General features: G+C 63.2%; 31 protein-coding genes. 16 read left to right on the top strand and 15 right to left on the bottom strand.

The annotated features are described in order from the left end of the window. Positions 1-168 precede the first annotated feature (168 nt). The 12 genes from LOY70_RS13040 to LOY70_RS13095 all read right to left on the bottom strand — a co-directional run bounded on the left by LOY70_RS13040 (position 169) and on the right by LOY70_RS13095 (position 9,606). Positions 169-1,665, bottom strand: coding sequence for a cytochrome D1 domain-containing protein (locus tag LOY70_RS13040; RefSeq protein ID WP_320110202.1), 1,497 nt, complete (start codon positions 1,663-1,665; stop codon positions 169-171). Next, entirely contained in the window at positions 1,662-2,501 is an 840-nt protein-coding gene (cobA, locus tag LOY70_RS13045; RefSeq protein WP_265037259.1) for a uroporphyrinogen-III C-methyltransferase, read from the bottom strand. Before cobA ends, LOY70_RS13040 begins: the two co-directional genes overlap by 4 nt. 49 nt (positions 2,502-2,550) lie before the next feature. Then, the gene (nirJ, locus tag LOY70_RS13050) at positions 2,551-3,747 is read right to left on the bottom strand and encodes a heme d1 biosynthesis radical SAM protein NirJ (protein WP_265037261.1); all 1,197 of its coding nucleotides are present in this window, start codon (positions 3,745-3,747) and stop codon (positions 2,551-2,553) included. A 27-nt stretch (positions 3,748-3,774) separates the two neighbouring features. Beyond that, the gene (locus LOY70_RS13055; RefSeq protein WP_265037263.1) at positions 3,775-4,311 is read right to left on the bottom strand and encodes a nitrite reductase; all 537 of its coding nucleotides are present in this window, start codon (positions 4,309-4,311) and stop codon (positions 3,775-3,777) included. Then, positions 4,286-4,729, bottom strand: a complete 444-nt coding sequence (locus tag LOY70_RS13060; RefSeq protein ID WP_265037265.1) for an Lrp/AsnC family transcriptional regulator — start codon at positions 4,727-4,729, stop codon at positions 4,286-4,288. Before LOY70_RS13060 ends, LOY70_RS13055 begins: the two co-directional genes overlap by 26 nt. Beyond that, complete coding sequence (locus LOY70_RS13065; RefSeq protein ID WP_265037267.1) at positions 4,722-5,234, bottom strand: AsnC family protein; 513 nt, start codon at positions 5,232-5,234, stop codon at positions 4,722-4,724. Before LOY70_RS13065 ends, LOY70_RS13060 begins: the two co-directional genes overlap by 8 nt. Then, entirely contained in the window at positions 5,231-5,689 is a 459-nt protein-coding gene (locus LOY70_RS13070; protein ID WP_265037269.1) for an Lrp/AsnC family transcriptional regulator, read from the bottom strand. The genes LOY70_RS13065 and LOY70_RS13070 overlap by 4 nt, the downstream gene beginning before the upstream one ends. Before the next feature lie 2 nt (positions 5,690-5,691). Continuing rightward, the gene (locus LOY70_RS13075) at positions 5,692-6,870 is read right to left on the bottom strand and encodes a cytochrome D1 domain-containing protein (protein ID WP_265037271.1); all 1,179 of its coding nucleotides are present in this window, start codon (positions 6,868-6,870) and stop codon (positions 5,692-5,694) included. Beyond that, positions 6,867-7,196: a cytochrome c gene (locus LOY70_RS13080; protein ID WP_310363888.1), complete on the bottom strand. Its 330-nt coding sequence runs from the start codon at positions 7,194-7,196 to the stop codon at positions 6,867-6,869. The genes LOY70_RS13075 and LOY70_RS13080 overlap by 4 nt, the downstream gene beginning before the upstream one ends. A gap of 194 nt (positions 7,197-7,390) precedes the next feature. After that, positions 7,391-7,702: a c-type cytochrome gene (locus LOY70_RS13085; protein ID WP_265037273.1), complete on the bottom strand. Its 312-nt coding sequence runs from the start codon at positions 7,700-7,702 to the stop codon at positions 7,391-7,393. 24 nt (positions 7,703-7,726) lie between these two features. Continuing rightward, on the bottom strand, positions 7,727-9,406 hold the full coding sequence (locus LOY70_RS13090) for a nitrite reductase (RefSeq protein ID WP_265037274.1): 1,680 nt from the start codon (positions 9,404-9,406) through the stop codon (positions 7,727-7,729). A gap of 11 nt (positions 9,407-9,417) precedes the next feature. Beyond that, positions 9,418-9,606, bottom strand: a complete 189-nt coding sequence (locus LOY70_RS13095; RefSeq protein WP_265037276.1) for a hypothetical protein — start codon at positions 9,604-9,606, stop codon at positions 9,418-9,420. Here LOY70_RS13095 and LOY70_RS13100 point away from each other — a divergent pair. From LOY70_RS13100 to LOY70_RS13125, 6 genes are all read left to right on the top strand, one after another. Next, on the top strand, positions 9,605-10,408 hold the full coding sequence (locus LOY70_RS13100) for a CbbQ/NirQ/NorQ/GpvN family protein (RefSeq protein ID WP_265037278.1): 804 nt from the start codon (positions 9,605-9,607) through the stop codon (positions 10,406-10,408). The genes LOY70_RS13095 and LOY70_RS13100 overlap by 2 nt on opposite strands. After that, complete coding sequence (locus tag LOY70_RS13105) at positions 10,392-10,976, top strand: cytochrome c oxidase subunit 3 family protein (RefSeq protein WP_265037280.1); 585 nt, start codon at positions 10,392-10,394, stop codon at positions 10,974-10,976. Before LOY70_RS13100 ends, LOY70_RS13105 begins: the two co-directional genes overlap by 17 nt. A gap of 12 nt (positions 10,977-10,988) precedes the next feature. Continuing rightward, positions 10,989-11,246 (top strand): cytochrome C oxidase subunit IV family protein, encoded by a 258-nt coding sequence (locus LOY70_RS13110; RefSeq protein ID WP_265037282.1) that lies wholly within the window; start codon positions 10,989-10,991, stop codon positions 11,244-11,246. A 316-nt stretch (positions 11,247-11,562) separates the two neighbouring features. After that, a complete protein-coding gene (locus tag LOY70_RS13115) occupies positions 11,563-12,003 on the top strand; it encodes a c-type cytochrome (protein ID WP_265037284.1) in 441 nt (146 codons plus the stop codon). A gap of 3 nt (positions 12,004-12,006) precedes the next feature. After that, positions 12,007-13,434, top strand: a complete 1,428-nt coding sequence (locus LOY70_RS13120; RefSeq protein WP_265037286.1) for a cbb3-type cytochrome c oxidase subunit I — start codon at positions 12,007-12,009, stop codon at positions 13,432-13,434. A 181-nt stretch (positions 13,435-13,615) separates the two neighbouring features. Further along, positions 13,616-15,454 (top strand): nitric oxide reductase activation protein NorD, encoded by a 1,839-nt coding sequence (locus LOY70_RS13125; protein ID WP_265037288.1) that lies wholly within the window; start codon positions 13,616-13,618, stop codon positions 15,452-15,454. A 4-nt stretch (positions 15,455-15,458) separates the two neighbouring features. Here the strand turns inward: LOY70_RS13125 and LOY70_RS13130 are convergent, their stop codons facing one another. Beyond that, positions 15,459-15,659: a protein DnrP gene (locus LOY70_RS13130; protein WP_265037290.1), complete on the bottom strand. Its 201-nt coding sequence runs from the start codon at positions 15,657-15,659 to the stop codon at positions 15,459-15,461. Further along, complete coding sequence (locus LOY70_RS13135; RefSeq protein ID WP_265037291.1) at positions 15,656-16,339, bottom strand: Crp/Fnr family transcriptional regulator; 684 nt, start codon at positions 16,337-16,339, stop codon at positions 15,656-15,658. The genes LOY70_RS13130 and LOY70_RS13135 overlap by 4 nt, the downstream gene beginning before the upstream one ends. Before the next feature lie 580 nt (positions 16,340-16,919). Between LOY70_RS13135 and LOY70_RS13140 the strand changes: the two genes are divergently transcribed. Both LOY70_RS13140 and LOY70_RS13145 read left to right on the top strand, forming a co-directional pair. After that, on the top strand, positions 16,920-18,110 hold the full coding sequence (locus tag LOY70_RS13140) for an NnrS family protein (RefSeq protein ID WP_265037293.1): 1,191 nt from the start codon (positions 16,920-16,922) through the stop codon (positions 18,108-18,110). A gap of 25 nt (positions 18,111-18,135) precedes the next feature. Next, complete coding sequence (locus LOY70_RS13145; protein ID WP_265037295.1) at positions 18,136-18,573, top strand: hypothetical protein; 438 nt, start codon at positions 18,136-18,138, stop codon at positions 18,571-18,573. Positions 18,574-18,754: 181 nt separating this feature from the next. Here LOY70_RS13145 and ytfE read toward each other — a convergent pair whose 3' ends face one another. After that, positions 18,755-19,429: an iron-sulfur cluster repair protein YtfE gene (gene ytfE / locus LOY70_RS13150; protein ID WP_265037297.1), complete on the bottom strand. Its 675-nt coding sequence runs from the start codon at positions 19,427-19,429 to the stop codon at positions 18,755-18,757. A 162-nt stretch (positions 19,430-19,591) separates the two neighbouring features. Between ytfE and norR the strand changes: the two genes are divergently transcribed. The 8 genes from norR to LOY70_RS13190 all read left to right on the top strand — a co-directional run bounded on the left by norR (position 19,592) and on the right by LOY70_RS13190 (position 26,812). Further along, positions 19,592-21,124, top strand: a complete 1,533-nt coding sequence (norR, locus tag LOY70_RS13155; RefSeq protein WP_265037299.1) for a nitric oxide reductase transcriptional regulator NorR — start codon at positions 19,592-19,594, stop codon at positions 21,122-21,124. A 334-nt stretch (positions 21,125-21,458) separates the two neighbouring features. Then, a complete protein-coding gene (gene pdxH, locus LOY70_RS13160) occupies positions 21,459-22,106 on the top strand; it encodes a pyridoxamine 5'-phosphate oxidase (protein WP_265038038.1) in 648 nt (215 codons plus the stop codon). An 88-nt stretch (positions 22,107-22,194) separates the two neighbouring features. Next, positions 22,195-22,749: a molybdenum cofactor biosynthesis protein B gene (gene moaB / locus LOY70_RS13165; protein ID WP_265037301.1), complete on the top strand. Its 555-nt coding sequence runs from the start codon at positions 22,195-22,197 to the stop codon at positions 22,747-22,749. After that, entirely contained in the window at positions 22,746-23,981 is a 1,236-nt protein-coding gene (glp, locus tag LOY70_RS13170) for a gephyrin-like molybdotransferase Glp (protein WP_265037303.1), read from the top strand. Before moaB ends, glp begins: the two co-directional genes overlap by 4 nt. An 81-nt stretch (positions 23,982-24,062) precedes the next feature. Then, on the top strand, positions 24,063-25,058 hold the full coding sequence (gene ubiU, locus LOY70_RS13175) for a ubiquinone anaerobic biosynthesis protein UbiU (RefSeq protein ID WP_123413747.1): 996 nt from the start codon (positions 24,063-24,065) through the stop codon (positions 25,056-25,058). Between the two features lie 10 nt (positions 25,059-25,068). Next, the gene (locus LOY70_RS13180; RefSeq protein WP_265037306.1) at positions 25,069-25,959 is read left to right on the top strand and encodes a U32 family peptidase; all 891 of its coding nucleotides are present in this window, start codon (positions 25,069-25,071) and stop codon (positions 25,957-25,959) included. Next, positions 25,953-26,423 carry a ubiquinone anaerobic biosynthesis accessory factor UbiT gene (gene ubiT, locus LOY70_RS13185; RefSeq protein WP_072404323.1) on the top strand — a complete coding sequence of 157 codons (471 nt, stop codon included), beginning with the start codon at positions 25,953-25,955 and terminating at the stop codon, positions 26,421-26,423. The genes LOY70_RS13180 and ubiT overlap by 7 nt, the downstream gene beginning before the upstream one ends. Further along, the gene (locus LOY70_RS13190) at positions 26,423-26,812 is read left to right on the top strand and encodes a putative zinc-binding protein (protein ID WP_265037310.1); all 390 of its coding nucleotides are present in this window, start codon (positions 26,423-26,425) and stop codon (positions 26,810-26,812) included. Before ubiT ends, LOY70_RS13190 begins: the two co-directional genes overlap by 1 nt. Positions 26,813-26,815: the final 3 nt, after the last annotated feature.

Below are 26,815 nucleotides of genomic sequence, written 5' to 3' on the forward strand. Positions count from 1 at the left end.
ACAGTGTTTCGTGGGGCGCAAGGCTTTGTATCCACCACAATCCCCTGTGGGAGCGAGCTTGCTCGCGATGGCGTCGAATCAGCAACATGGAGGTTGACTGACCCACTGCTATCGCGAGCAGGCTCGCTCTCTCAGGTGTTTTGTCTGCCTGGCTGAACCACGCCCAACCTAATGAGAGGTGCCCTCGGCAAATTCGATCTTGTTGCCGACGTTGTACTTGCCCGACGGTTTGTTCATGGGCAGGCGCTTGATCTCCTGGAGGGTGTTGCTGTCGTAGACGATCAGCGCACCGTCGGTGTCCCAGATGCTCAGCAGCAAATAGCGGCCGTCGCGGGTGAATTCCACGTGGGCGGCGGTTTTACCGGGCATGGGGCGCAGGGTGTGGGCGATTTCCAGGGTTTGTTTGTCGATCAGGTGAATGGCGTCGTTGTCCGGGCCGAAGAACACATCGGTCCAGGCATAGCGGGAATTGACGTGGCTGCGCAGGAAGAAACCCGGTCCCAGGGTGGGGATCTGCTTGATGACTTTCCAGGTGCTGAAGTCGATGACCGAAATCAGGCCTTTGCTGATATTGGGGGTGGCGAACACCCAGTGCCCATCGCGTTTCCAATACGTCCCCGAGCCCAGGTGCGGCATGCCCGGCAGAGCAATGTCCGTGACCACCCGGCCATTGTCGAGGTCGATGACTTGGCCTCCCTGGGCCTTGCGCGAGGTGGCGAGCAATTGCCGGTAATCGGGTGAGAAGGAAAAGTCGTCCAGGTAATCCTGGACTTCGATGCGCCTGGGGACGAAGTCCGGGTTCGGAGCGGTGGACAGTTCCCACACTTCTTTCGTGTCCTTCAGCGCGACGATGAAGCTGTTGCGCGGTGGGGCGGTGTAGACCGCGCTGACCCGCGAAGCCTGACCGTCAGTACCCATTGTGGCGAGGGTCTTGACCAGTGACAGGTCCCGGGCATCGAGCACCGCCAGGTTGCCGGGCAGGTAATTACCCACCAGCACCCAGCGACCATCCTTGCTCACCGCCAGGTTGCGGGTATTGAGCCCGGCCCGCACCTCGGCGATCAACTTGAGGTTGTGCAGGTCATACAGGCTGATCCAGCCGTCCCGGGAGGCCAGGTAGACGAAGCGCCCGTCCGGCGAGAACTTCGGTCCGCCATGCACCGCGAAGTGCGAGGCGAAACGGGCGATCACCTCGAAGCGATCGCCGTCGACGATATCGATGTGATGATCGCCAGCCTCCACCACCACGAACAGGTTCAGCGGGTCGGCCGTGTGCTGGGGTCTGGTGGGCAGTTTGGCAACGTCCGCCAACACGCGATGGCTATGGCGAATGTCGTCTTCATTCCAGGTCGGTTCGACGGTGGGTGGGCGCTGGAGGTACAGCGCCAGGCCGTCGATCTGTGCCGGCTCCAGGATCGCGCCGAATGCCGCCATCTGACTGGCTGGCCGGCCGTTTTCGATCACCTGGCGGACCTCGGCGGGCTTGATCCGGCTCAGGCTCTGGGGCAACAGCGCAGGCCCGGCGCCGCCGATGCGATTCACGCCGTGACAGTGTTGGCAATGCTGCTGGTAGTCGCGTTCGGCCAGGGCCATGTCCGGCTCTGTCGCGACAGCCCCTTGGGCGGCACCTAGCCACAGCAAGGGGGCGAGCCACCAGCGACTCACGACGCCACCTTCGAGGCGAAAGGGTGGGCACGTACGGGGTGCAGGCGCGCCGGATGCTCCAGCGGCTGGTGGGCGAACAAACCGACCACCTTGCCGATCACCGTCAGCGTCGGCAGGCCTTCGAAGCATGTCGTCGCCATGTCCGGTAATTGCCGGAGGGTGCCGCGCAGCACCTGCTGGTCGGGACGCGTACCGTTGCTGATCAACGCCGCCGGGGTGTCGGCGGCCAGGCCGGCCGCCATCAGCCGCGCGGCGATGGTGCCGAGGTTGGACAGCCCCATGTAGAACACCAGGGTCTGGCTGTCGTCCGCCAGGCTTTGCCAGGGCAAGTTCAAATCGCCTTCGCGCTGCAAATGACCGGTAATGAAACGACAGGAGTTGACCAGGTCGCGATGGGTCAACGGAATGCCGGCGTAGGTACTGCAACCGGCCGCCGCCGTGATCCCGGGCACCACCTGGCAATCGATACCGCGGGCCAGCAAGTATTCCAGCTCTTCGGCGCCACGCCCGAAAATGAACGGATCGCCGCCCTTGAGCCGGACCACCCGTTGCCCCTGGTCGGCGAGATCGGCCAGCAATTCGTTGATCTGCGCCTGGGGCAGGCTGTGGCAGCCGGCGGCCTTGCCCACGTAATGCCGGGCGCACGTCAGCGGGATCAGGCTCAACAGCTGCGAGCTGATCAAACGGTCGTAGACCACCGCGTCGGCCTGCGTCAACAAACTCCAGGCGCGCAACGTCAGCAGGCCGGGGTCACCGGGACCGGCGCCGACCAGGGCGACCTCTCCCGGTCTGAGGGTCGATTGCAGGGCAGCAGGCAAAACGAGAGGGGCTTGCATGGGATTTCCTTGGTTCGGAATCAGGTTCGGCATCAGGTTCGCCATTGGGTTACTGGGCGCAAGGCAATACAACGCTGGGGATCACAACGCTGGGGATCGCGTGCACACCAATTTCTTCATCGTTGAGGTGGCAGCCCGGGTCCTGGCCCCACAGGTCGCCGTCGGCCCAGGCGCGAGTGCGGGTATTGCCGTTGCAGATCGCCAGCCAGCGGCATTGGCCACAGCGACCGCCCACGGCCCGTGGATGCTCGCGCAGTTTCAGCAGCAGGGCGTCGGGGCGCTCCAGCCAAAGGGTTTTGAACGGTGTCTGGCGGACATTGCCCACCGAGTGCTGCCACCAATAGGTGTCGGGGTGGACCTCGCCGGTGTTGTCGATGTTGGCAATGCCGCTGCCCGAAGCGTTGCCGCCCCAGGCTCGGAGCATCTGTTCCAGTGCGCTGGAGTGCTGGGGCAAGCGCCGGGCGACCCATTGCAGCAGCAGGATGGCATCGGCGTCGTTGTTGCCGCTGACGAAGTCACTGTCGCGGCCTTGCTCGATGTCGCGCCAGGCGCGCTCGAAGATCAGCGTCATGGCGTCGCGGCTCATCTGCTGCTGGGCGTCGAGCTTGCGGCTGCGCTTGCCCCGGCCGCTGTAGTTGAGGTGCGACAGGTAGAATTTCTGTACGTCGTATTCCGTCATCATGTCCAGCAGTCGTGGCAACTGGGCGTGGTTCTGCTGGGTCAGGGTGGTGCGCAAACCGACGCGGATCCCTCGCTCACGACAGAGCCGGATGGCCGCCATGGAGCTGGCGAAACTGCCCTTGAGCTGACGGAACTCATCGTGGGTCGCTTCCAGGCCATCGATGCTGATGCCCACGTAATCGAAGTGTGCGGCGTCAATCTGCTGGATATTGCTCGCATCGATCAGCGTGCCGTTGGTGGACAGGGCGAGGAAAAAACCTTTGTCGCGAGCATAGGCGCTGAGCTGGAACAGGTCTTCGCGCAGCAAGGGTTCGCCACCGGAGAGGATCAAGACGCGCACCCCGGCGTCATGCAGGTCGTCGATGACCTGGAGCGCCGCGGCGGTGTCCAGCTCATCGCGAAACACACTATCGGCCGATGTGGCGTAGCAATGCTTGCAGGTCAGGTTGCAACGCCTGAGCAGGTTCCAGATCACCACGGGTGGCCGTGTGCTGCCCGGTGGCGCGGTCCGCGGAGCGGGGCATTGCCCGGCCAGGGCGCGAAGGTAATGGCTGATCCTCAACATAAAACGCTCCTTCGGTCGACCGCGGGTTCAGCGCAAGGATGGCGATAGGCGCAGGCCGGTTTTTTTCAGGATGCGGCTGCTCACCAGCATGTCGTCGGCGGCACAGGCGTCCCCCAGCAGGTAGCGCAGGTGCTCGCGGTAGCGGTCGATTTCTTCGCGGCTGCGGCCATGGACCATGGCAAACAGGTTGTAGCGCCAGCCCGGCCGGCGCGGGCGCCGGTAGCAATGGCTGACAAAAGGCTGTGCACCCAGCAGGGCGCCGAGGCGCGAGATGTCGGCGTCGGCCACGTCCCAGACGGTCATGCCGTTGTGGCGATAACCCAAGCGATAGTGATTGGGCACGGCCGCGATGCGGCGGATCGCGCCTTCGGCCTGCAAGTGCTTGAGCAGGTCGAGGGTCGACTCCACGCTCAGCCCCAGTTGCTCGCCGAGCCAGGCCCAGGGATCTTCGAGCAAGGGCAGGCCGGCCTGGGTCAATTCCACCAGCCGCAGCGCCAGGGGCGTGTCATCCAGCGCGGTGGGCGCTTGCAACCGCGGTTCAGACGGGGAAATACAGGCCGACATGGTAAGTCTCCTCTTTGGGCAGGTTCAGCGGCACCAGGCCGGTCAGGTGCTCGATGCGCAGCAGGGTGTCGTTGATCGCTTGTGCGCTGGGGCAGGCGAGCACGAACCACATGTTCCAGGCGTGCTCGCGGCGGTAGTTGTGGGCGACCTCGGGCATGGCCGCGAGCAGCTCGGCAATGGTCTCGAAACGCGGTTCCGGCACCGCCAGCGCCGCCAGGGTGAACGCGCCGCCGAGGCGATCGATGTCGAACATCGGACCGAAGCGGGTGAGCACGCCGTCGTTGAGCAGCTCGTGCAGCCGATCAAGCAATTCGGTGCTGCTGCTGCCCAGTTCATGGGCCAGTGCCTGCCAAGGGTGACGCACCATTGGCAGGCCCAGTTGCAGGCGATTGATCAGGCGGCGGTCGAGGTCATCCATCGATACGGGCTCCGGCCGGTGGTGCGAAGCGTCCGCCGCATTGCTTGAACAGATGGGTGCTGAACAGCAACTGGTGGGGCAGGTCGCTGAGCAAATGCTGGTCCAGCAACGCCTGGACCTGAGCCTCCACACGGTCACGCTGGCGCCCATGGATCATGCAGAACAGGTTGTATTGCCACTGGGGCAGGCGTCGAGGGCGCTGGTAGCACAGGCTGATGCCCGGCGCTTGCCCCAGACGGCGCCCGACTTCATCGACCAATGCATCCGGCACATCCAGCACCAGCATGGCGTTGGCGGCAAAACCCAATGCACGATGGTTGACCACCAGGCCGACGCGGCGGAACAGGCCCTGTTCGTGCCAATGTTGCATCTGCTCAAGGATCTGTTGTTCGCTGGCGTCGATCTGCTCGGCCAGGGCCTGGAAGGGTCGTGATGTCAGGGGCAGGCCGGTTTCCAGCAGACGGCGCAGGGCCAGTGACTGTTGCTCACTCAGGGCGTTGTTCATGGGGTGGCCTCCAGGGCAAAGCCCAGGTCGATGCGGTAGGCGGTCAGCATGGGCAGGTCCAGCGGCGTGAGGCCGGTGTCGTTTTCCAGTTCCTGGAGAATGTTTTCCAGGTGGGCGCGGTTGGGGCCGGTGAGCACGAACCACAGGTTGTAGCGGTGTTCCCGGGCATAGTTGTGATTGACCTCCGGGTATTGGCTGACGCGCGCCGCCACCTGCTGCAAACGGTCCTCGGGCACGGCCAGGGCGGCGAGGGTACTGGCGCCGGCCCGGCTGTGTTCGAACACCGGGCCGACCCTGGACAAGGTGCCGGCCACTTGCAGGTGTTGCAGGCATTCGAGTACCTGGGCTTCGCTGCAGCCCAGCGCGTCGGCCATGGCCCGATAGGGTTCGGCGCACAACGGCATGCCATGCTGGAATTGGTCGATCAGGCGACGGGACAGTGAGTGGCTGGTCATGCTCAGTACCCCGGTTTGTGCGCGCGGCTGCTGAAGAAAATGCCGCTGGGACTCAGGGCCGGCAGCGTGCTCAGGCGTTCGAGGGTGTAGGGGTTCCAGACCTGGACTTCGCCACCGTCCCGGGCGGACAGCCAGAGTTGATCGCCCCGCGCGGTGAATTCCATGTGCAGCACCGCGGGACCTGGGCGCAGGTCCGCGACGATGGCGTGGGTCTGGGTGTCGATGACCTGGACGCGGTCGTTGTCCGGGTAGGCGAAATTGACCCACAGTTGTCGGCCGTCCGGGCGCGCCGTGACGAACACCGGCTGGCCGGCCACGGCGATGGCATCGGTCAACTGCCAGGTGCGGGCGTTCATCACCAATACCTGATGGTGACCGACGGCGGGCACGAAGGCTTGCTGGTCGGCCAGGGCCCAGCCTTCCAGATGGGGCATCTTGTACACCGGCAGCCTGTCCTGGCCGCGCCCGTAATGTCCCAGTACCCGTTTCACCCCATGCTCCGGATGCCAGAGGTCGAGTTGCGCCATGCCGTCTTCACCGAACAACCCGGCCATGTAGTAGCGCCCATCGGGGGTGATCAGTGCGTCATAGGGTTGCTGGCCGATGGCGGTGAAACGCTCGATGCGTGGTGTGTGGCCCTGGCTGAAATCTGCAGTCCAGATCTCGCCCGTGTCGAACAGGCTGAACACGAAGCGTTGCCCCGGCGCGTCCACCAGGCCCACGACCCGTGAACGTTTCTGGCCGTCAGGCAATGGCGTGGCAGGGATATCGGCGACATGTTCCAGGGTCAGGGCATCGAACACCTTGACGCCGCCGGGCTCGTAGTTGGAGACGGCGATCAGCTTGCCGTCCTGGCTGATCGCACCGCCGATGCTGTTGCCGCCCTGAATGATGCGCCGGTCGATGCGCGCAGTGAGCAAATCAACCTTGCTCAAGCCGCCGTCGCGGCCAAACACATAGGCGTAGCGCTGGTCGCGGGAGAACACCACCGAGGCATGGGAAAGATCCCCCAGGCCTTCGACGCGGGCGAGGGCGGTGCGGGTGTCGCTTTCGATGATTTGCAGGCTACCGGTGGCGCGCTCCACCACCACACCCAAGTCGCCAGTACCGCGCAACGGTGCCTGGGCGCAAGCCGACAGCAGCACGGCGACGGCCGTGAGGGACAGCAGAGAACGGATCATGAGGCGGGTTTTCCTTGAAGGAGCCGGTCCACCAGCCAGCGGATGTCGTCGGGATCGAGCAGTGGTGCCCAACCGGGCATGGCACTGCCGGGGCGCCCCAGGGTGACGGTGGCGATGAGGCTGTCGCGGGATTTTCCGGCCAGGGCTTCGTGGGTCAGGGGAGGGCCGAGGCCGCCGGTCATGTACAGGCCGTGGCAGGCGCCACAGTCCTGCTCCAGCAGGTGTTGCAGTTGGGCCTGGCGCTGGTGGTCGGGAGCGGCCAGCGCACAGGAAGAAAAGACGAGGAGGAGGGCCGTCATCGAGATTGCAGCGTTGTGTCGTTCCATGACGCCTCCTGAATAAGAAATAGAGTCGAGCACCGTCCCTGTGGCGAGGGGATTTATCCCCGCTGGGCTGCGAAGCAGCCCTAAAGCCTGACATCGCGGTGTGTCAGGCAGATGGGGGGCTGCTCTCCTGGGGGGGCTGCTTCGCAGCCCAACGGGGATAAATCCCCTCGCCACAGAGGTGTGCTCCTTGAGCGTTATTTAAGGGTCAAGACCCACGCCGCGAGGATCTTGGCTTCTTCTTCGGTCACCGGGTTGGCCGGCATCGGCATCGGTCCCCAGTTGCCTTGCGTCCCTTCCTTGATGTGCTTGGCGAGCACGTCCTGTGCCCCGGCGACGCCAGCGTTTTTCGCCGCCACTTCCTTGAGCGCCGGGCCGACCACCTTGGTATCGATGGAGTGGCAGGCGGCGCAGGGCTTGCTCTTGAACAGCGTCGGACCGTCTTGTGCCAGCGCCGGTTGCAGGCTCGCCGCAGCCGCCAGGGTCAGGGCTATGAGAATAGGCTTCATGGTTTTTCCTCTTATTGATGGGGCTCAATAGATGTCGTGTTGGGTGTTGTAGACGTTGAATTTTCCGGTAGGGGTAATCAGGCGTTTGTCCTTGATCACGTTCTTGAGCTTGAGGGTCTTGTCGTCGATCACCACCAGGGCCGACTCGTCTTCCTGGCCACTCCAGACCGAGAACCAGACTTCATCGCCGGCCTTGTTGTACTCCGGTTGCACCACGCGCATCGCGCCTTTCTTGAGGCCGGCGTACTCGGCAATCGGCAGCACGGTGTAGCCAGCGTCGAGCTTGTTGATGTCGAACACCGCCACTGACTGGCTGAGCTTGGTGTCGGGGCTGAGGGTGGTGTCGACATACAAGTGGTTGGACGCGGGATGAGTCTTGATGAACAGCGAACCGCCGCCTTGGCCCTGGAGTGAACCGACCTGTTTCCAGGCGTATTGCGGGTGTTTGACCGGGTCGGTGCCGATCAGCGAAACCCCGGCGTCGCCCAGGTGGCTGGTGGCCCAGACCGGTCCGTAGAGCGGATGGTTGAAGTTGGCGCCACGCCCCGGATGGGGTGTCTTGCCCACGTCCACGAGGGCGGTGAGCTTGCGTTCCTTGGAGTCGATCACCGCGACTTTGTTGGAGTTGTTGGCCGCCGTCATGAAATAGCGATGGCTGCTGTCCCAACCGCCGTCGTGCAGGAACGGCGCGGCGTCGATGCTGGTGATGGTGAGGTTCTTGATGTCCTGGTAGTTGACCAGCATCACCTTGCCGGTTTCCTTGACGTTGACGATGAACTCCGGCCATTCGTGGGAGGCGATGATGGCCGCGACCCGAGGTTCCGGGTGGTATTGCTGGGTGTCGACGGTCATGCCCCGGGTCGAGACGATCTGCTTGGGCTCCAGGGTCTCGCCGTCCATGATGGTGAACTGTGGCGGCCAGTAGGAGCCGGCGATGGTGTACTTGTCTTCGTAGCCCTTGAACTTGGAGGTTTCCACGGAGCGGGCTTCGATGCCTACCTTGATTTCCGCGACCTTGGTCGGCTCCTTCGGCCACAGGTCGATCATGTCGATCTTGGCATCGCGGCCGATCACCAGCAGGTAGCGTCCCGAGGCCGAGATGCGCGAGATGTGCACGGCGTAACCGGTGTCGATCAGCTTGACGATTTTTTTGCTGTCGCCGTCGATCAAGGCGATCTTGCCGTCGTCGCGCAGGGTGACGGAAAACAGGTTCTGCAGGTTGAGCGTACTGATCTGTCTGGTCGGCCGATCTTCTGGCTTGACCAGTACTTTCCAGGTCTTGAGGGTTTCGGCCATGCCCCATTCCGGCGGCGTCGGCGGGGTGTGTTGGATGAACTTGGCCATCACCGTGATCTGGTCTTTGGTCAGCGCATTGGAGGTGCCCCAGTTCGGCATGCCGGCGGCGGAGCCGTAGGTGATCAGCGCCTCCAGGTAAGGCTGGCCGCGAGCTTGGGTGATGTCGGGTGTCAGCGGTTTACCGGTAGCGCCCTTGCGCAGCACCCCATGGCAGCCGGCGCAACGCTGGAAGTAGATTTCCTTGGCCGAGTCGAAGTCGGCCTGGCTCAGGTCCGGAGCGCCTTCGGTCTTGACCAGGCGAGGCTGGTCCGGCGCGGCGGTTGAGTCGGCGAAGGCGTGGGGGGCGACCAACGCTGTACACAGCGCCGTGACCCTCAGGGCCCACGATTTTTTGTGGCTGATCAGCATTCCATTTCTCCTCAGGCATGACCCGCGCTGCGCTGTAATTGACGTTTGGCGCGCAGGTTCTTGGTGCGCTGCAAGGCTATGCCCAGGCCGGTGGTTACCCGCTTGACGGCGATCAAGTTTGCCCGCCGCAGCCCTTGCCAGGTTGTCGCAGGGCCCCGTAGCGTGGTCTGCAATCGCGTTCTCTGATCAGGCCCTGTCATGAACACTCTCCATACCCTGCAGCACCCGGACGAACCCTTTTATCAACCCCAGGACAACGAGCAGGCGCTGTTCGAACAGGCCTGGCATCACGGCATGCCGGTGCTGATCAAAGGTCCCACGGGCTGCGGCAAGACCCGTTTTGTCCAGCACATGGCTCACCGCTTGAAGCTGCCGCTGTACACCGTGGCGTGCCACGATGATTTGAGCGCGGCCGACCTGGTCGGGCGTCACCTGATCGGTGCCCAGGGCACCTGGTGGCAGGACGGGCCATTGACCCGGGCAGTGCGCGAGGGCGGTATCTGTTACCTGGACGAGGTGGTCGAGGCGCGCCAGGACACGGCGGTGGTGTTGCACCCCCTGGCCGATGATCGTCGGCAGTTGTACCTGGAGCGCACGGGCGAGGTGCTCCAGGCGCCGCCGTCGTTCATGCTGGTGGTGTCTTACAACCCGGGCTACCAGAACCTGCTCAAAGGCATGAAGCCCAGTACCCGCCAGCGTTTCGTGGCGATGCGTTTTGGTTATCCGGCGGTGGCCGATGAAGAACGCATCGTGGCCCGCGAGGCTGGCGTGGATATGACCCTGGCGGCCCAGGTGGTACGGCTGGGGCAGGCGCTGCGTCGCCTCGATCAGCATGATCTGGAGGAGGTGGCCTCCACGCGCCTGTTGATTTTCGCGGCGCGCATGATCGGTTCCGGCATGGATCCACGCCAGGCCTGCCTGGCGTGCCTGGCCGAGCCGTTGAGTGATGATCCGCAGACGGTGGCGGCCTTGATGGATGTGGTCGATGTCCACTTCGGCTGAAACCGTGACCACGGCCCGGCGCTTGCCGGGAGACTTGGCGATGTGGTTTTTCATCCTTGCCGAGCTGACGGTGTTTGCGCTGCTGCTCCTGGCCTTCGCTGTCGCCCAAGCGTTGCATCCGCACGTGTTCAGCGAAGGCCGGCACTTGTTGGACCGTTCCACGGGCCTGGCGATGACCCTCAGCCTGCTGACCGCCGGATTGTTCGCCGCCCTGGCCCAGGAGCAGGTCAGGCAAGACCGACCGCGCCGAGGCGCGTTGTTCCTGTGCGTGGCGTTGTTGCTTGCTTCGGGCTATGTGGCGATCAAGCTCACGGAGTACGCCCATCTGTTGGCGAACGGCCTGGGGCTGGAGCACGACACCTTCTTCACCTTGTACTGGATCCTCACGGGGTTTCATTTCCTCCATGTGCTGCTGGGCATGGTGATCCTTGGCTGGCTGGCCGAGGGCTGCCGGCGTCGTCGCTATGATTCGCAGCGGGGCAGCGGGTTGGAATCCGGTGTGCTGTATTGGCACATGGTGGACCTGGTCTGGGTGCTGTTGTTTCCGTTGGTCTACATCCTCGAATGAGATGAGGTGCGCATGTCGGTTTCCCGTGTCCTGATCGTCTGCTGGACGGTGTTGGCCCTGCTCAGTACCGGCACCGTGGCGCTGGGCCAGGCCGCTGGCACCGGGCTGGTCTCCGTTGCGATATTGATGGTGGCGGTCACCAAGGCGTGGGTGATCGCCGACGGCTTCATGGAGCTGCGCCATGCACCGCGCCTGTGGCGCGGGTTGATATTGAGCTGGGCGGTGCTGTTGGCGACGGTCATCGCAACGATACTGCTGTCTGCACCTTGAACTTGCAAACACCCACCTGTGGCGAGGGGATTTATCCCCGTTGGGCCGCGAAGCGGCTCCAAGGCAGCTCACGCTATGTATCTGACACACCGAGGCGTCTGCCATAGGGACTGCTGCGCAGTCCTGCGGGGATAAATCCCCTCGCCACAAAATAGATCCCTTGCCACAGAGCAAACCCCTTGCCACAGAAACTCATCTGACTTTCGAGCAATGTTGGAACAACCCACCAAAACCATCGGAGATTCTTGATCGCCATCAAGCGGTTTTCGAGCCCTCGCTTCCTAGAATGAACACGCCAAGCAATGAGGAAGTGACCATGTCAGATACCTTCACCAAAGGCATGGCCAGGAATATTTATTTCGGGGGAAGCATCTTCTTCTTCCTGATATTCCTGGCCCTGACCTACCACACGGAACAGACCTTTCCAGAACGCAGCAACCAGGCGCAATTGACCGAATCGGTGATTCGCGGCAAGGGCGTCTGGGAGCGCAACAACTGCATCGGCTGCCACACCCTGCTGGGAGAGGGCGCGTACTTTGCGCCGGAGCTGGGCAATGTGATCAACCGGCGCGGCGGCGAGGAGGCCTTCAAGCCGTTCCTGCAAGCGTGGATGAAAATGCAGCCGCTGAACGTTCCGGGTCGCCGGGCCATGCCGCAGTTCAACCTGAGCGAGCAGGAAGTCGACGACATCGCCGAGTTCCTCAAATGGAGTTCGAAGATCAATACCAATGGCTGGCCGCCAAACAAGGAGGGCTGAGAGATGAGCATGGCTAATCCGCATCTGAAATTCGCCTCGCAGGCCGTCGCCAAACCCTACTTCGTGTTTGCCCTGATGCTGTTCCTGGGGCAGGTGCTGTTCGGTTTGATCATGGGCTTGCAATACGTGGTCGGCGACTTCCTGTTCCCGCTGATCCCCTTCAACGTGGCCCGCATGGTCCACACCAACCTGCTGATCGTGTGGCTGTTGTTCGGCTTCATGGGCGCAGCGTATTACCTGATCCCGGAGGAGGCTGATCGAGAGCTGCACAGCCCGAAACTGGCGCTGGTGCTGTTCTGGGTGTTCGCCGCCGCGGGTGTGGCGACGATCCTGGGCTACCTCTCGGTGCCTTATGCGACGCTGGCGAAATTTACCGGCAACGACTTGCTGCCCACCATGGGCCGGGAGTTCCTGGAGCAACCGACCATCACCAAGATGGGCATTGTGGTGGTGTGCCTGGGGTTCCTCTACAACATCGGCATGACGATGCTCAAGGGACGCAAGACCACGGTCAGCATGGTGATGATGACCGGGCTGATCGGCTTGGCGGTGTTCTTCCTGTTCTCCTTCTACAACCCGGAAAACCTCGCTCGCGACAAGTATTACTGGTGGTGGGTGGTGCATCTTTGGGTGGAAGGCGTCTGGGAATTGATCATGGGCTCGATGCTGGCCTTTGTCCTGATCAAGGTCACCGGCGTGGACCGGGAAGTCGTCGAGAAGTGGCTCTACGTGATCATCGCCATGGCGTTGATTACCGGGATCATCGGCACCGGCCACCACTTCTTCTGGATCGGCGCGCCCGAGGTGTGGTTGTGGGTCGGTTCGATCTTCTCGGCGCTGGAACCGCTACCGTTCCTGGCGATGGTGATTTTCGCCTTCAGCATGGTCAAGAACCGTCGTCGGCAACACCCCAACCGCGCCGCCACATTGTGGGCCAAGGGCACCACGGTCACCGCGTTCTTCGGTGCGGGTGTCTGGGGTTTCCTGCACACCCTGGCCCCGGTCAACTACTACACCCACGGTTCGCAATTGACCGCGGCCCACGGTCACCTGGCCTTCTACGGTGCCTACGCGATGATCGTGATGACGCTGATCAGCTACGCCATGCCACGCTTGCGTGGGTTGGGTGAAGCGGCGGACGAACGTTCCCAGCGGTTGGAGATCTGGGGCTTCTGGTTGATGACCCTGTCGATGGTGATGATCACCTTGTTCCTCACCGCGGCCGGTGTCGTCCAAGTCTGGTTGCAACGCTGGATGACGGACGGCAGTGCCTTGCCGTTCATGGCGACGATGGATCATTTGAAGCCGCTGTTCTGGGCGCGACTGGTCAGCGGCGTCGGGTTCCTGGCCGGGTTGCTCTGCTACCTGTTCAGCTTCCGTCAACGTGGCCGCGCAGCCCTGCGCGCACCGGCGGCGGTGGTGCCTTCGTGAGTCACCACAGCGACTGAGCCGGACCCATTTGTGGTGAGGGGATTTATCCCCGTTGGGGCGCGAAGCGGCCCCCTACATCCTGTCTGATGCACCGCAGTAGCAGACATTTTGGGGCTGCTTCGCAGCCCAGCGGGGATGAATCCCCTCGCCACAATGGGTTCGGCTTAAGAGGAGAATAACCATGGCATTCACCCTGGAGCTGGAAGAATGGGTCGGCAGTGTCTGGCACCGTTTCATCACCCGCCGGGCCAGTGCTGATTTTCCTGAGGCCCGGGTCGAGCTGGTTCCCCGGCAACGCTCGTTGCAGGTGCTGTTTCGCGCCACTGGCGGTGCGCCTCACCTGGGGGTGGAAGCGGTCAGCGATCGCGACCTGTTGTTGCGTCGCAACCTGTTGCAGCAGATCGCCGGTACCTGCAAGCAAGTGCCCCTGGCCTGCTGCGATGGCAATAACCTGCGTTTGCCGGCGAGCCTGGCGGCGTTCCCCGATGTCGGCCTGAACGAAGAGCTGTATCGCTGGCTCGCGTTGCTGGCCGCGCAGTCGGGGCCGATGAAGCATTGGGGACGGGACAATCAACGCTGGACCCACGCGGTGTTGAAGCGCTACCCGGCGCTGCGGCCTCGCTACCGGCGACTGGTGGACGCGCACCTGTCCCTGCGCCCCGATCCGGCCTCGCTCAACCCGGCCGAAGCCGCCCTGGAGCGCGCGCTGTGCCAGGCGCTGCGTGAGCCAGGCAGTGTCGAGCATTTCCCACGCAGTGAACGGGCGGCCTGGCCGTTGCCGTTGTGGCTATACCCACCCCAGCATCTCGCCAATCCCCAGGCGGCCAACCTTGAGGAGTCCGAGCAATACCTGGCGACGCCGCCGGGTGAGCAGAAGGGCGGTCGCAAGCGCGCCGAGCGCATCGATGAAACCAGCCGTGACGGTGGGTTGTTGATCGTACGCCTGGAGAATCTGTTCAGCTGGACCGAACACGTGGATCTGGATCGCTGGGCGGACGACAGCGAAGATCCGGACGCCGCTCGCGTCGCCGAAGACCTGGATCAGTTGACCCTGTCACGCACCCGCTTGCGCAAAGGCGGTGGCTTGAAGCTGCACCTGGACCTGCCGCCGGCCGATGTCGATGACATTCCCCTGGGCGAGGGGATCCGGTTGCCGGAATGGGACTATCGCAAGCAACGGCTCCAGGAGGATTTCGTCAGCCTGCAGACCTTTATCCCTCGCGATTGCGAACCCCAGCCGCTGCCGGCACGCCTGCGCAGCCCGGCCCAGCGTCTGCGTCGCCAGTTCGAACACCTGCGTAACGATCGGCAATGGTTGCGCCAGCAAACCCAGGGTTCGGAACTGGACCTGCAAGCCTGGCTGGATTTCCACGTCGAGCGTCAGCATGGCCAGTGCAGCGAACGCGGACTGTTCATGGAGCAACGCCAGACCCGCCGCGACCTGGCCTGCCTGCTGCTGGCCGACCTGTCGATGTCCACCGATGCCCACCTCAATGACGAGCACCGGGTGATTGATGTGATCCGCGACAGCCTGTTGCTGTTCGGTGAAACCTTGGCGGTGCTGGGGGACGATTTTGCCTTGTACGGGTTCTCATCCTTGCGGCGCCAGCAGGTACGGATGCATGAGCTCAAGGCCTTCGACCAACGCTACGACGACCATACCCGGGGGCGAATCCAGGGGCTCAAGCCCGGTTACTACACTCGCATGGGCGCGGCGATCCGCCAGGCCACGCAACGGTTGGCGGGCTGCAAGCGGCGGCGCAAGTTGCTGCTGCTGCTGAGCGATGGCAAGCCCAATGACCTGGACCTTTACGAAGGGCGCTACGGCGTGGAAGACACCCGCCAGGCGGTGCTGGAGGCCCGGCGCCAAGGGTTGACACCGTTCTGCATCACCATCGATCGCGAAGCGGGGGATTACCTGCCGTATATGTTCGGCGCCAACGGCTACACCCTGATTCGACAGCCCGAGCAACTGCCGCTGCGTCTACCGCAGTTGTATCGGCAACTGACTCAGGACTGAGGGTTCAGACGATGCTGCGAGGCAGCCAGAAAAACATGACGATGCAGAAGATCGTCAGCCCGACGCAAAACCAGCCGAAGCGTCGCAACCGGCGCTCGTCGGCCTTTGCGGCTTCGGCTGGCAGGGGCATGCCGCACTGGCGACATTCGGTTTCGTTTGCAGGGTTGGCGTGTTGGCAATACAGGCAGGTGGGTTGTGCGGTCATTCGAACTGTTCCAGGCGCAGGCGATCGAGAATGGCGATCTGGCGACCGTCCTGGGTGATGATTTTTTCATCGATCAAGCGCCGGATGATCCGCGAGAAGGTTTCCGGCTGGATAGACAGGTGCCCGGCGATCAATTGCTTGGCCATTGGTAGCTCGAACTGGCTGTCCACGGTTTGCAGGCGCACCAGTTGCGTCAGCAGGTAGCGCACCACGCGGTGGGTAGCGTTTTTCAGCGACAGGGTTTCAATCTCGTTGACCCGCTGGTGCAGGCGCACGCAGAGCTTGCCGAGCAGGGCAAAGGTCAGTTGGCTGTTGCTGTGGAGCAGGCGCATGTAGGTGGCGTTGGACAGCCGGTACACCTGGCTCGGGCCGACGGCTTCGGCGGAGGCCACATAGTTGGGGGTGTCCATCAACATCATGGCTTCGGCGAAGGTCTGGCGCTCGCCAATCACCTCGAAGACTTTTTCCTGGCCGTCCGGGGTCAGCCGGTAGATTTTCACCGCCCCGCTGATCACGAAATAAAACGCCTGTGCCGGTTCTCCCTGGCGGAACAGCGGGTTGCCCTTGTCGATGTTCAGCAGTTGGCTGGTGCTCATCAACTCGTCGAGTTGTTCGTCGTTCAGTGGCTCGAACAGGTGATGGCTGCGCAGAATCTGGTGATGGACACGGTTGAGCACCATGGTATGAATCCTTGTGGTAGCAAAAAGTAATCGGCTTCAGACGAGGCTAAGGGACAGGCTGCTGGCCAGCGCCACGACGCAGGAGAGCACTATGAACCAAGTGAGTGGCAGAACGACGGATTTCATGGATGGCCCCGGCAAGAAAGGTGATGTCGTGGCTGAGCAAGAGCCGGGCCAGGCCTGGAGGCTTTAATTCGTGGGAGGTTTGGGCTGGGGAGGGTAGAAATGACCCTGGCACGATAGGGTTAAAAAAACCACGAAAGGGTCATAAATACCCCGTTCGACTACACTCCCTGTGGAAGCGAGCTTGCTCGCGATGACGGTAGTACACCCAGCATCAGTGCCAACTGACCCACCGCCATCGCGAGCAAGCTCGCTCCCAAAGGGGGCAGAGGTGTTTAACAGGCGGCCCGACCCGGTTCGGCAAGGCCCTTGCAAGTGCTTGTTCGAGGCGGGAGGTTGCCGATGCGCGGGCTTGATCTGAGACAAGGCTCGCCCGTGTCGATAACCGATCATTCGAACCCTGATTTGTCGTACCTCGCTGGCGGGCCAGATCCCCGGTGAGGCAAAGGAGTGGTGTATGCAAGTGCTTGACCGTCGCAAGGCCATGGCTATTTTGCCGCTGTGGCGCCTGGCGTTTCGGCCGTTCTTCCTGGCGGGCTGCGTGTTGGCGCTGGTGGCCGTTCCCCTTTGGCTGCTGGCGTTCACCGGGCGGTTGTCGGCCTGGCAGCCAGCCGGCGGCTGGTTGGCCTGGCACCGTCATGAGCTGTTGTTCGGCTTCGGCCTGGCGATCATCGCCGGGTTCCTGCTGACGGCCGTGCAGACCTGGACGGGCACCCCAGGTATCAGCGGCAAGCGCTTGGCGGCGCTGGCGTCATTGTGGTCGGGGGCGCGGTTGGCCTGGTTGGTCGACGCGCCCTGGCCATTGCTGGCCGTGCTGGAGCTGGGTTTCGTCCTGGCGGTCGCGGCATTGATGGGCGTGACGTTGTGGCGCGTGCGGCAGAAGCGCAATTACCCGATTGTGCTGGTTTTGCTGCTGTTGGCCGCCGCCGATGCGCTGTCGATGTACGGTCTGGTGCAGCACAACGAGGGCTTGCAACGCCAAAGCGTGCTCACTGGCTTGTGGCTGGTAGCGGCGATGATGGGGCTGATCGGCGGGCGAGTGATTCCCTTCTTCACCCAGCGCGGCTTGGGCCGGGTCGAAGGCGTTGCGCCCTGGCCGTGGCTCGATCGCCTGTTGCTGGCGGGGTCGGCGCTGGTGGCGCTGCTCTATGCCTTCGGTCCGGCGCTGTCGGCCAGTGTTTGGGTCGGCCTGTTGTTCGCCGCATTGGCGGTGGGGCACGGGATTCGACTGGTGCGTTGGCATGATCGGGATTTGTGGCGGGTGCCGCTGCTGTGGTCGTTGCACCTGGCTTACGCCTGGCTGGCGGTTGCGTGCCTGGGCATGGCGCTGTGGCACTTCGGCGTGCCGGTGAATCCGAGCCTGGCGGTGCATGGCCTGACCATCGGTGCCATGGCCGGGTTGATCCTGGCGATGATTGCCCGTGTCAGCCTGGGCCATACCGGGCGCCCTCTCGAGCCGCCGGCGGGCATGACCCTGGCCTTCATCCTGTTGAATCTGGCGTGCGTGAGCCGTGTGTTGTTGGTGCTGGTGTTCCCGTTGGCCGCCTTGTGGCTGGCGGGGCTGTGCTGGACGTTGGCGTTCGGCCTCTATGCCTGGCGCTATGGCCCGATGCTGTTGCAGGCGCGGGTGGATGGACATCCGGGATGAGCCGACTGGGCGAAGGGGAACGATGATGTATGGGGTCTTGCTGGTCACGCACCTGTTGGCGGCCATCGCTTTTATTGGCACGTTGTTTTTTGAGGTTTTCATCTGGCATGCCGCCCGCCGACCGTTGGCCCAAAGCACCCAGGATGCCGCCGACCAGGCAATCGCCAAGCGCTCGCGGCACGTGCTGCACGGCGTGGTGTTGGTGCTGTACGGTGCCGGCATGGCCCTGGCCTGGCAGCATCGCGGCGCATTGAGTCAGCCGTTGAGCAGCAGCTTCGGCCTGCTGCTGAGCCTGAAGATCCTGCTGGCCCTGAGCATCATCGGCCACTACCTATGGCTGGCGTACTGGCTCAAGAGCGGTCGGCTGACCCCGGCTCGAGCCTGCTGGTTGCGCCGCAGTATCCTTGGGCACATGGTGTTGATCGTGGTGTTGGCCAAGGCGATGTTCTATTGGCAATTTTGAGTATGAGCAGACCCCGACAATCCTGTGGGAGCGGGCTTGCTCGCGAAGGCGTCGTGTCAGGCAACATCAATGCCGGCTGAACCACCGCTTTCGCGAGCAAGCCCGCTCCCACACTGAACCGAGGTGATGAAAAAAAATGAGAACACTACCCACCCCTTTGAGAGCGGGCAGTGTTTGATGGTTAGCGAACGGGCTTCATCGCATTGACGAACAACACATTGTTTTCCAGATGAATGTGTTGCATCAGGTCATCACGAAACTCCACCAGCCCGCGATACAGGGCGCGCCAGGTGTTGCAGGCGTCGGCGGGCGGGGTGATCTGGTCGGTCAGGGCGAGCATGGTTTCCAGGGCTTCACCGTGCTGGTCGTGTTCGTAGCGCAGCACCTGGATCGGCGCCGAGGCCCGTTCGCCCAGGCCCTGTTGCAGCATCGGGAACAGCACCTGTTCTTCCTTGAGCATGTGGCCTTCGAGCTCCTGGTACATGTCCTGCAAGTGATCGGCCAGGCCGTTCGGGCAACTGGCCCGCGCACCATGGACCTGCTCGACGCGACGGGCCAGGCGAATCAGCTCCGGCAGTTGTTCGCGATGGCGGGCGTGGTAGCGTTCCAGGATGTGAGCGATCAAGAGTGCCTGGGGCTCGTCGCGCCAGTCATGGCCCAGTTCGCCAGCGGCTTGCAGGGTGCGCAGGGCATCGGCGATCAGCAGCGGGTTCAGGCCTTTAACCAGGGCGGCTTCGCGCAGGGATTTTTGCCCGCCGCAACAGAAGTCGAGGTTGTAATGATGGAAGGTACGGGTGGCACCGGGAATGTCGCAGGCCAGTTGGCCGAGGCTTTGGTCCAGCAGTTCGAGGCTCATCGTGGTTCCTTTGGGTTGAATGCCGATAGGGACAGATAAACGCTCACTTTGCAGCTGGCGTGCCAGATTTAACTACCTGAAAATAAACGAATAATTTTTTGCCAGGGTGATTGTCACCCTGGCTGCCAAGGGTCAAACGAACCCTGGAGGGTCATCACTACCATGCTGCGTGAAAGCCTGGCCGCCGACCTGATCGTCGAGCTGCCCAATGCGGTGCGATTGCAGCGCCTGGTGCAGACCCTGCGCGAATACTTCAACAGTGGCGCCGTGGGGTTGTTGCGCCTGGACGATGACAGCCTCAGGCCCGTGGCGACCGTGGGCCTGGTCCACGAGGCGCTGGGCCGTCGGTTCGTGATTGCCCAACACCCACGCCTGGCGGCGATCATGGCCTCGCGCGAACCCACCTGGTTCGAGCCCGACAGTCGCTTGCCGGATCCTTATGACGGCTTGCTCGACAACCATGTCGGCGAGCCGCTGCCGGTGCACGACTGCATGGGTGTGAGCTTGTACGTGGAAGGCCGCCTGTGGGGCGCGATCACCTTGGATGCGTTGCACGCCGGCACCTTCGACAGCCGCGCCCGTGAGGAACTCAAGCGCTGCACCTTGCAGATCGAAGCGGCGGTGCGGGTCACCCGGCTCGAGCAGGAAAACCGCAGCCTGCGAGCCTCGCGCAGCGACCCGGCGGACCTGCGCCTGCCGGCTGAAGAGGGCGAAATCCTCGGGCGCAGCGAGGGGCTGCAACAGTTGCTCAATGAGTTGGATGTATTGGCCGATTCCGAGCTGCCAGTGCTGCTATTGGGGGAAACCGGTGTCGGCAAAGAGTTGTTCGCCCGGCGTCTGCATCGCTTGTCCCGGCGCGGCCACAAGCCATTGGTCCAGGTCAATTGCGCGGCGTTGCCGGAGTCCCTGGCCGAAAGCGAATTGTTCGGTCACGTCAAAGGCGCGTTTTCCGGGGCAACGACCGACCGCGCCGGACGTTTCGACGCGGCCAATGGCGGAACGCTTTTTCTCGACGAAGTCGGAGAGTTGCCGCTGAGTGTGCAGGCCAAGCTGCTGCGCACCTTGCAGAACGGTGAGATCCAGCGCCTGGGTGCGGACAAGCCATTGCACGTCGATGTACGGATCATCGCCGCCACCAACCGACACCTGCCCGACAGCATTCGCGACGGGCTGTTTCGCGCCGATTTGTACCACCGGCTTTCGGTCTACCCGGTGCCGATCCCTCCGTTGCGCGAGCGTGGCCACGATGTGTTGATGTTGGCCGGGCACTTTCTCGAACTGAACCGCACGCGACTGGGCCTGCGCGGCTTGCGCCTGTCACCGGCGGCGGAGCAGGCGCTGCTGGCGTATAGCTGGCCGGGCAACGTGCGGGAGCTGGAGCATGTCATCAGTCGTGCGGCGTTGAAGCAACTGAGCCGGGGCGCCAGTCGCAGCCTGATCATGACCCTGGAGCCGCAGGTGCTGGATCTGGATGTCAATGCCAGCGCAGTCACGGCCCAGGCGTTGCTTGAGAGGCCTGTGGAAGCGCTCGATGCGCCGTTCCAGCCCTTGGGTGAGGCGGTTGATGCTTGCCAGCGGCAGGCGATCCTCAAGGCCCTGGAACGCTGCGGACAAAACTGGGCGGGGGCGGCGCGGTTGTTGGAGGTTGATCCGAGCAATCTGCATAAGCTGGCGCGGCGGTTGGGGCTCAAGTAGCGGTTCACGTTGTTCGGTTTTTGGGGCTTTTGGTTTGTGTGTATATCCGTTGCTGCGGTAACGGCTACTTAGGGTTCCGCCCTGACGGCGGGTCACTTTCGAAAAAAAGCGCGAAAGTAAGCAAAAGTGAGCCGCTGTAAGAGCGGAACCGCCAGCCGCCGTTACAAAAAAAACGGATATACACACAAACCACAAGTCCAAAACCAACCCCAAAAAACAGGCTTGCTCGCGAAGAGGCCAGCACATCCAACGGAGATACCAGCATTGACAGCGATCAAGGTTCCCCCGGATGACCAGGCGCAAACTGGCCCAAACCTATTGGAAGATCACCACCATGCCCCTTTCCCTGGCCAACATGCGCCGCCAGTACACCCTCGACGGCCTAAATGAAACCCAGGCACCGGACGACCCCATGGTCTTGTTCGGGCTCTGGATGCAACAAGCCCGCGACACCGAAAGCCCCCCGGTGGAAGCCAACAGCATGGCCCTGGCGACGGTGGACGAGCAGGGCCGACCCCATTGCCGGGTGCTGTTGCTCAAGGGTTTCAGCAAGGACGGCTTTTCGTTTTTCGGCAACTACGAAAGCGCCAAGGGACAGGACCTGGCGGCGAATCCCTGGGCGGCCATGACGTTTTTCTGGCCGGGGCTGGAACGGCAAGTGCGGATTGAAGGACAGGTCTACAAGCTTGATCCTGCGTTGTCGGACGCCTATTTCGAGTCCCGTTCCGTGGCCAGTCGCCTGGGCGCCTGGGCGTCGCCACAAAGCCATTCCTTGGTTGATCGCGCCGCGCTCGAGACCTTGCTGGCGCAAACCGAACAACGCTTCGCCGATCAACCGGTGCCACGTCCCGCACATTGGGGCGGCTATTGCCTGCGACCCGAACGCCTGGAGTTCTGGCAGGGCCGTGCCGACCGTTTGCACGATCGCCTCGACTACCGCCTGCAAGAGGGCGCCTGGCAGCGCAGCCGTCTGGCACCTTGACGCCGAGGGAGGTACCTCCATGGAGGAATAGGCCCGGCAACGATTGCGGTTCAGGCTGGGCCATCTTTTTCTGACAGGACGGCTGATCATGGCCCATCTGACGCAACGCCTTTTTCAACCGCTGAACATCGCGGTACTCACCATCAGCGATACCCGCAGTTTCGAGACTGATACCTCGGGCCAGACACTCGCGGACCTGCTGCAAACCGCCGGGCATGTACTGATCGACCGTGGGCTGGTGAAGGACGATATCTACCAGATCCGCGCCCAGGTCTCTCAATGGATCGCCGACCCGAAAGTGCAAGTGGTGCTGATGACCGGCGGCACCGGGTTCACCCCGCGCGATAACACGCCCCAGGCCGTGGCGCCGTTGCTGGACAAGCACGTCGACGGTTTTGGTGAATTATTCCGCCAGGTGTCTCTGGCGGAAATCGGCATGTCCACGCTGCAATCGCGCGCGTTGGCGGGCATGAGCAACGGCGTGCTGGTCTGCTGCTTGCCAGGTTCGCCGGGAGCTTGCCGGACCGGCTGGGAACAGATCCTGGTCGGGCAACTGGACAGCCGCACTGGCCCGTGCAATTTCACCCCCCATCTCAAGCCACAGGCTGGCGTTGCCCCGATCGCCTGCGAGACACGCTCGTGAGCGGTCGAGTGTGCGACAGCGGCGTGCTGATGCCGGTGGATGAGGCGATTCGTCATCTGTTGGACCAGGCACCGCCGCCACCGCCCGTGCAACGGGTTGGTCTGGACCAGGCTCTGGCGCGTGTGCTGGCCACTGACATTGTGTGTCCGATGAACCTGCCGGCCTGGGACAACAGCGCGATGGACGGCTATGCCCTGCGGGCCGCCGATCTGCCGGGCGGCGGCGGAGCCCTGGCGTTGGTCGGGCGGATCGCCGCGGGTGACGGGCCGGGCGAACCGTTGCAGGCCGGGCAGGCCGTGCGGATTTTTACTGGCGCGCCGCTGCCACCGGGCGCCGACACGGTGGTGCCACAGGAGAGCTGCCAGGTCGATGGCGAGCGGGTCTGGTTGCCGTCGGTCAACGGCGGTGATCATGTGCGCAAGGAAGGTGAGGAACTGCGTCGAGGAGACCGGCTGCTTGAAGCCGGCACGCGCTTGCGCGCCCAGGAGTTGGGTTTGCTCGCCGGTGCCGGCGTCGGCCAGGTGGACGTCTATCGCCCCTTGCAAGTGGGCTTGCTCAGCAGCGGCGATGAGCTGCGCGAGCCGGGCGAGCCACTGGCGCCAGGACAGATCTACAACAGCAATCGCCATAGCCTCGCCGCACTGTTGCGCGGCTGGGGTGTCGAGGTGCATGACTTCGGGGTCATGCCCGACCAGCTATTGGCCAGTCGACAAGCGTTGCGCCTGGCCGCCGCCGAATGCGATGTGCTGATCACATCGGGCGGTGTCTCGGTGGGTGAAGAGGACCACCTCAAGCAAGCCATCGAAGCCTTGGGCAGCATCGACCTCTGGCGCCTCGCCATCCAGCCGGGCAAGCCCCTGGCCTTTGGGGATGTGGAAGGCAAGCCATGGATCGGGCTGCCGGGCAACCCGTCGGCGGCATTGATTACCGCACTGATCGTCGTGCGTCCGTTCCTGTTCCGGGCACAAGGCATGGACGACGTGTTGCCTGTGCCGTTGCAGCTGCCGGCCGGGTTCGACTGGCTCAAGCGCAACCGGCGCCGGCAATACCTGCGCGCCAAACTGATCCCCGACGCCGACGGCCACCTGTGTGTGGAACTGCATCCCCAGCAAAGCTCGGCGATGTTGACGGCCGCGTGCTGGGCCGACGGCTTGGCGGTGGTGGAGCGTGAAACGCTGGTGCACAGGCACGATCGAGTGCTGTACCTGCCATTCGCCGACCTGATGCATTGACGGCAATTGATTGCCGTCAAGGTCGCCGGCCGAGGGCTGGCTAGACTGGCGGCGCCCTTAGTTTTCTCACGAGGATGCCCCATGCAACTGGTTTGCCCGGCAGGGAATCTGCCTGCCCTCAAAGCGGCGGTGCGCCAAGGCGCCGATGCCGTCTATGTCGGCTTTCGCGATGACACCAATGCCCGGCACTTCGCCGGGTTGAACATGGACGACAAGCAGTTCGACGCCGCTGTCGCGCACATCCGTCAACACCAACGCAAGCTGTACGTGGCGGTCAATACCTACCCGCAACCCAAGGGCTGGGAGCGCTGGCAACGGGCAGTGGACCGTGCCGCCGATTTCGGCGTGGATGCGCTGATTGCCGCCGATCCCGGTGTGCTCAGCTACGCCAGTCAGCGCCATCCGCAACTGGCCCTGCACCTGTCGGTCCAGGGTTCGGCGACCCACGCGGCGGCCCTGGCTTTTTACGCCGAGCGCTACGGCATCCGCCGCGCCGTGCTGCCACGGGTGCTGTCCCTGGCCCAGGTGCGGCAGGTGGCGGCAGCCAGTCCGGTGCCGATCGAGGTCTTCGGCTTCGGCAGCCTGTGCATCATGGCCGAGGGGCGTTGCCATTTGTCTTCCTACATCACCGGCGAATCGCCGAACCTCTGTGGGGTCTGTTCGCCCGCCAAGGCGGTGCGCTGGAGCGAGGACGCCCAAGGCCTGAGCGCACGTCTGAGCGAGGTACTGATCGACCGTTACACCCCAGAGGAACCGGCCGGTTACCCGACCCTGTGCAAGGGCCGCTTCCTGGTAGGCGGCAAGCGTTTCCATGCGTTGGAAGAACCCACCAGCCTCGACACCCTGGACTTGTTGCCGGAGCTGACCGCCATCGGTGTCGAAGCCGTGAAAATCGAAGGCCGCCAGCGCAGCCCGGCCTACGTTGAACAAGTCACCCGGGTCTGGCGCGCCGCGCTGGATGCACACCAGGCCGCGCCGCAACGGTTCCGTGTGCGGGAAGAATGGCGCCAGGTGTTGGCCGGTTTGTCCGAGGGCAGCCAGACCACCTTGGGTGCCTACCATCGATCATGGCAATGAAGGAGGCCAGATGAAACTCAGCCTGGGACCGGTCCTGTTTTACTGGGACAAAGCGCAACTGGGGAATTTCTACGCCGAGATGTCGGCCTTGCCGCTGGATGTGATTTACCTGGGGGAAACCGTGTGTTCGAAGCGCCGGGCATTCTCTCTGGATCAATGGCTGGGCCTGGCCCGCGAGCTGCAAACGTGCAGCCAGGCGCAGATCGTACTGTCGAGCCTGACGCTGATCGAAGCGGCCTCGGAGCTGTCCTCGCTGCGACGGCTGTGTGACAACGGCCAGTTGTTGGTGGAAGCCAATGACATGGGCGCGGTGCAGTTCCTGGCCGAGCGCAAGTTGCCCTTTGTCGGCGGGCCGGCGTTGAATTTGTACAACGGCCACGCCCTGGGGCAATTGCTCGACAGCGGCATGATCCGTTGGGTGCCACCGGTGGAGTGTTCGGCGGCGCTGATCGGCGATGTGCTCGAGCAAGTACGGGAGCTGGACCGTGAGGTGCCCGAGGTGGAGATCTTCGCCTACGGCCATCTGCCCTTGGCGTACTCGGCGCGCTGCTTCACCGCCCGGGCTGAAAACCGGCCCAAGGACGACTGCCAGTTCTGTTGCATCAACTACCCCGATGGCTTGGCGTTGAGCAGCCAGGAAGGCCAACAACTGTTCACCCTCAACGGCATCCAGACGATGTCCGGGGAGGTGACGAATCTTCTGGCCGATTACACCGCGCTGACGGCCAGTGGCGCCGACCTGCTGCGCCTGAGCCCGCGTGCCCAGGGCATGGCCGAAGTGGTCACGGCCTTCGACAAAGTGCGCCAGGGCGAGGCGCCGCCGTTATTTGTGGAGGGCTGCAACGGTTACTGGCACGGTCATGCCGGCATGTTGAAGGTAGAGGAGGCGGGCCTGTGCTGAGTCCAAAAAAATGGTTGCTCAAAGGCGCTGACCGGGTGCTGCCGCTCGTGGCCAAGGTGCCGTTTGTGGTACAGCGCCTGGCGTTGCAACAGGCGCTCAATCGTTGCCTGGCCGAGCCGCTGCGCGATGGCGGTTTCGATGTATTGCAGGGGCGCTGGCTGTGCCTGCGGGTGCCTGATTTGAAGTTGTGCTGGTACCTGACCCTGGCACGGGATGGATTGCGCATCGCCGAACGGGCCGAAGCCCAGGTCACCATCAGCGGCAACTGGCGCGAATTCCTGTTGCTGGCCAGTCGTCAGGAGGATCCCGATACGTTGTTCTTCCGGCGGCGGTTGGTCATCGAGGGGGATACCGAGTTGGGATTGGCGCTGAAGAACTTGATCGACAGCCTCGATCCGGATGTATTGCCGCCGTGGCTGTGGCGCAATCTGGAGCGGGCGGGCAAGGGGTTGGCAGCAGTGTGATGAAAGCCCCAAGCCTATTGCCCCTGGTGTATTCCTGTTCCGGTTGTTCCAACGTGGCGCAACTGGCCAACACCGTCGCCCTGCGCCTGGACCGCGCTGGGTTGGCCGAGATGTCCTGCATTGTTGGCGTGGGCGGGCATGTGGCGGCGTTGGTGAACAAGGCGCGCTCGGGGCGGCGGATCATTGCCCTGGATGGTTGCCCGTTGCAATGCGTCCAGGCGTGTTTGCAGCAGCACGGGCTGGAGGCGGATGTGCATGTGATTCTGAGTCAGTTGGGCTGGCGCAAGCGTTTCGGGGTCGATTGCTCGCAAGAGGAGGGTGATGCGTTGTTCGAGCGGTTGATACCGATGATAGGGGTTGATGAGATCGATGGGCCGAGCGGCGAGTAAAGG

The organism is Pseudomonas sp. B21-054 (genome assembly GCF_026016345.1).
In the GTDB taxonomy this organism is placed as follows: Bacteria; Pseudomonadota; Gammaproteobacteria; order Pseudomonadales; family Pseudomonadaceae; genus Aquipseudomonas.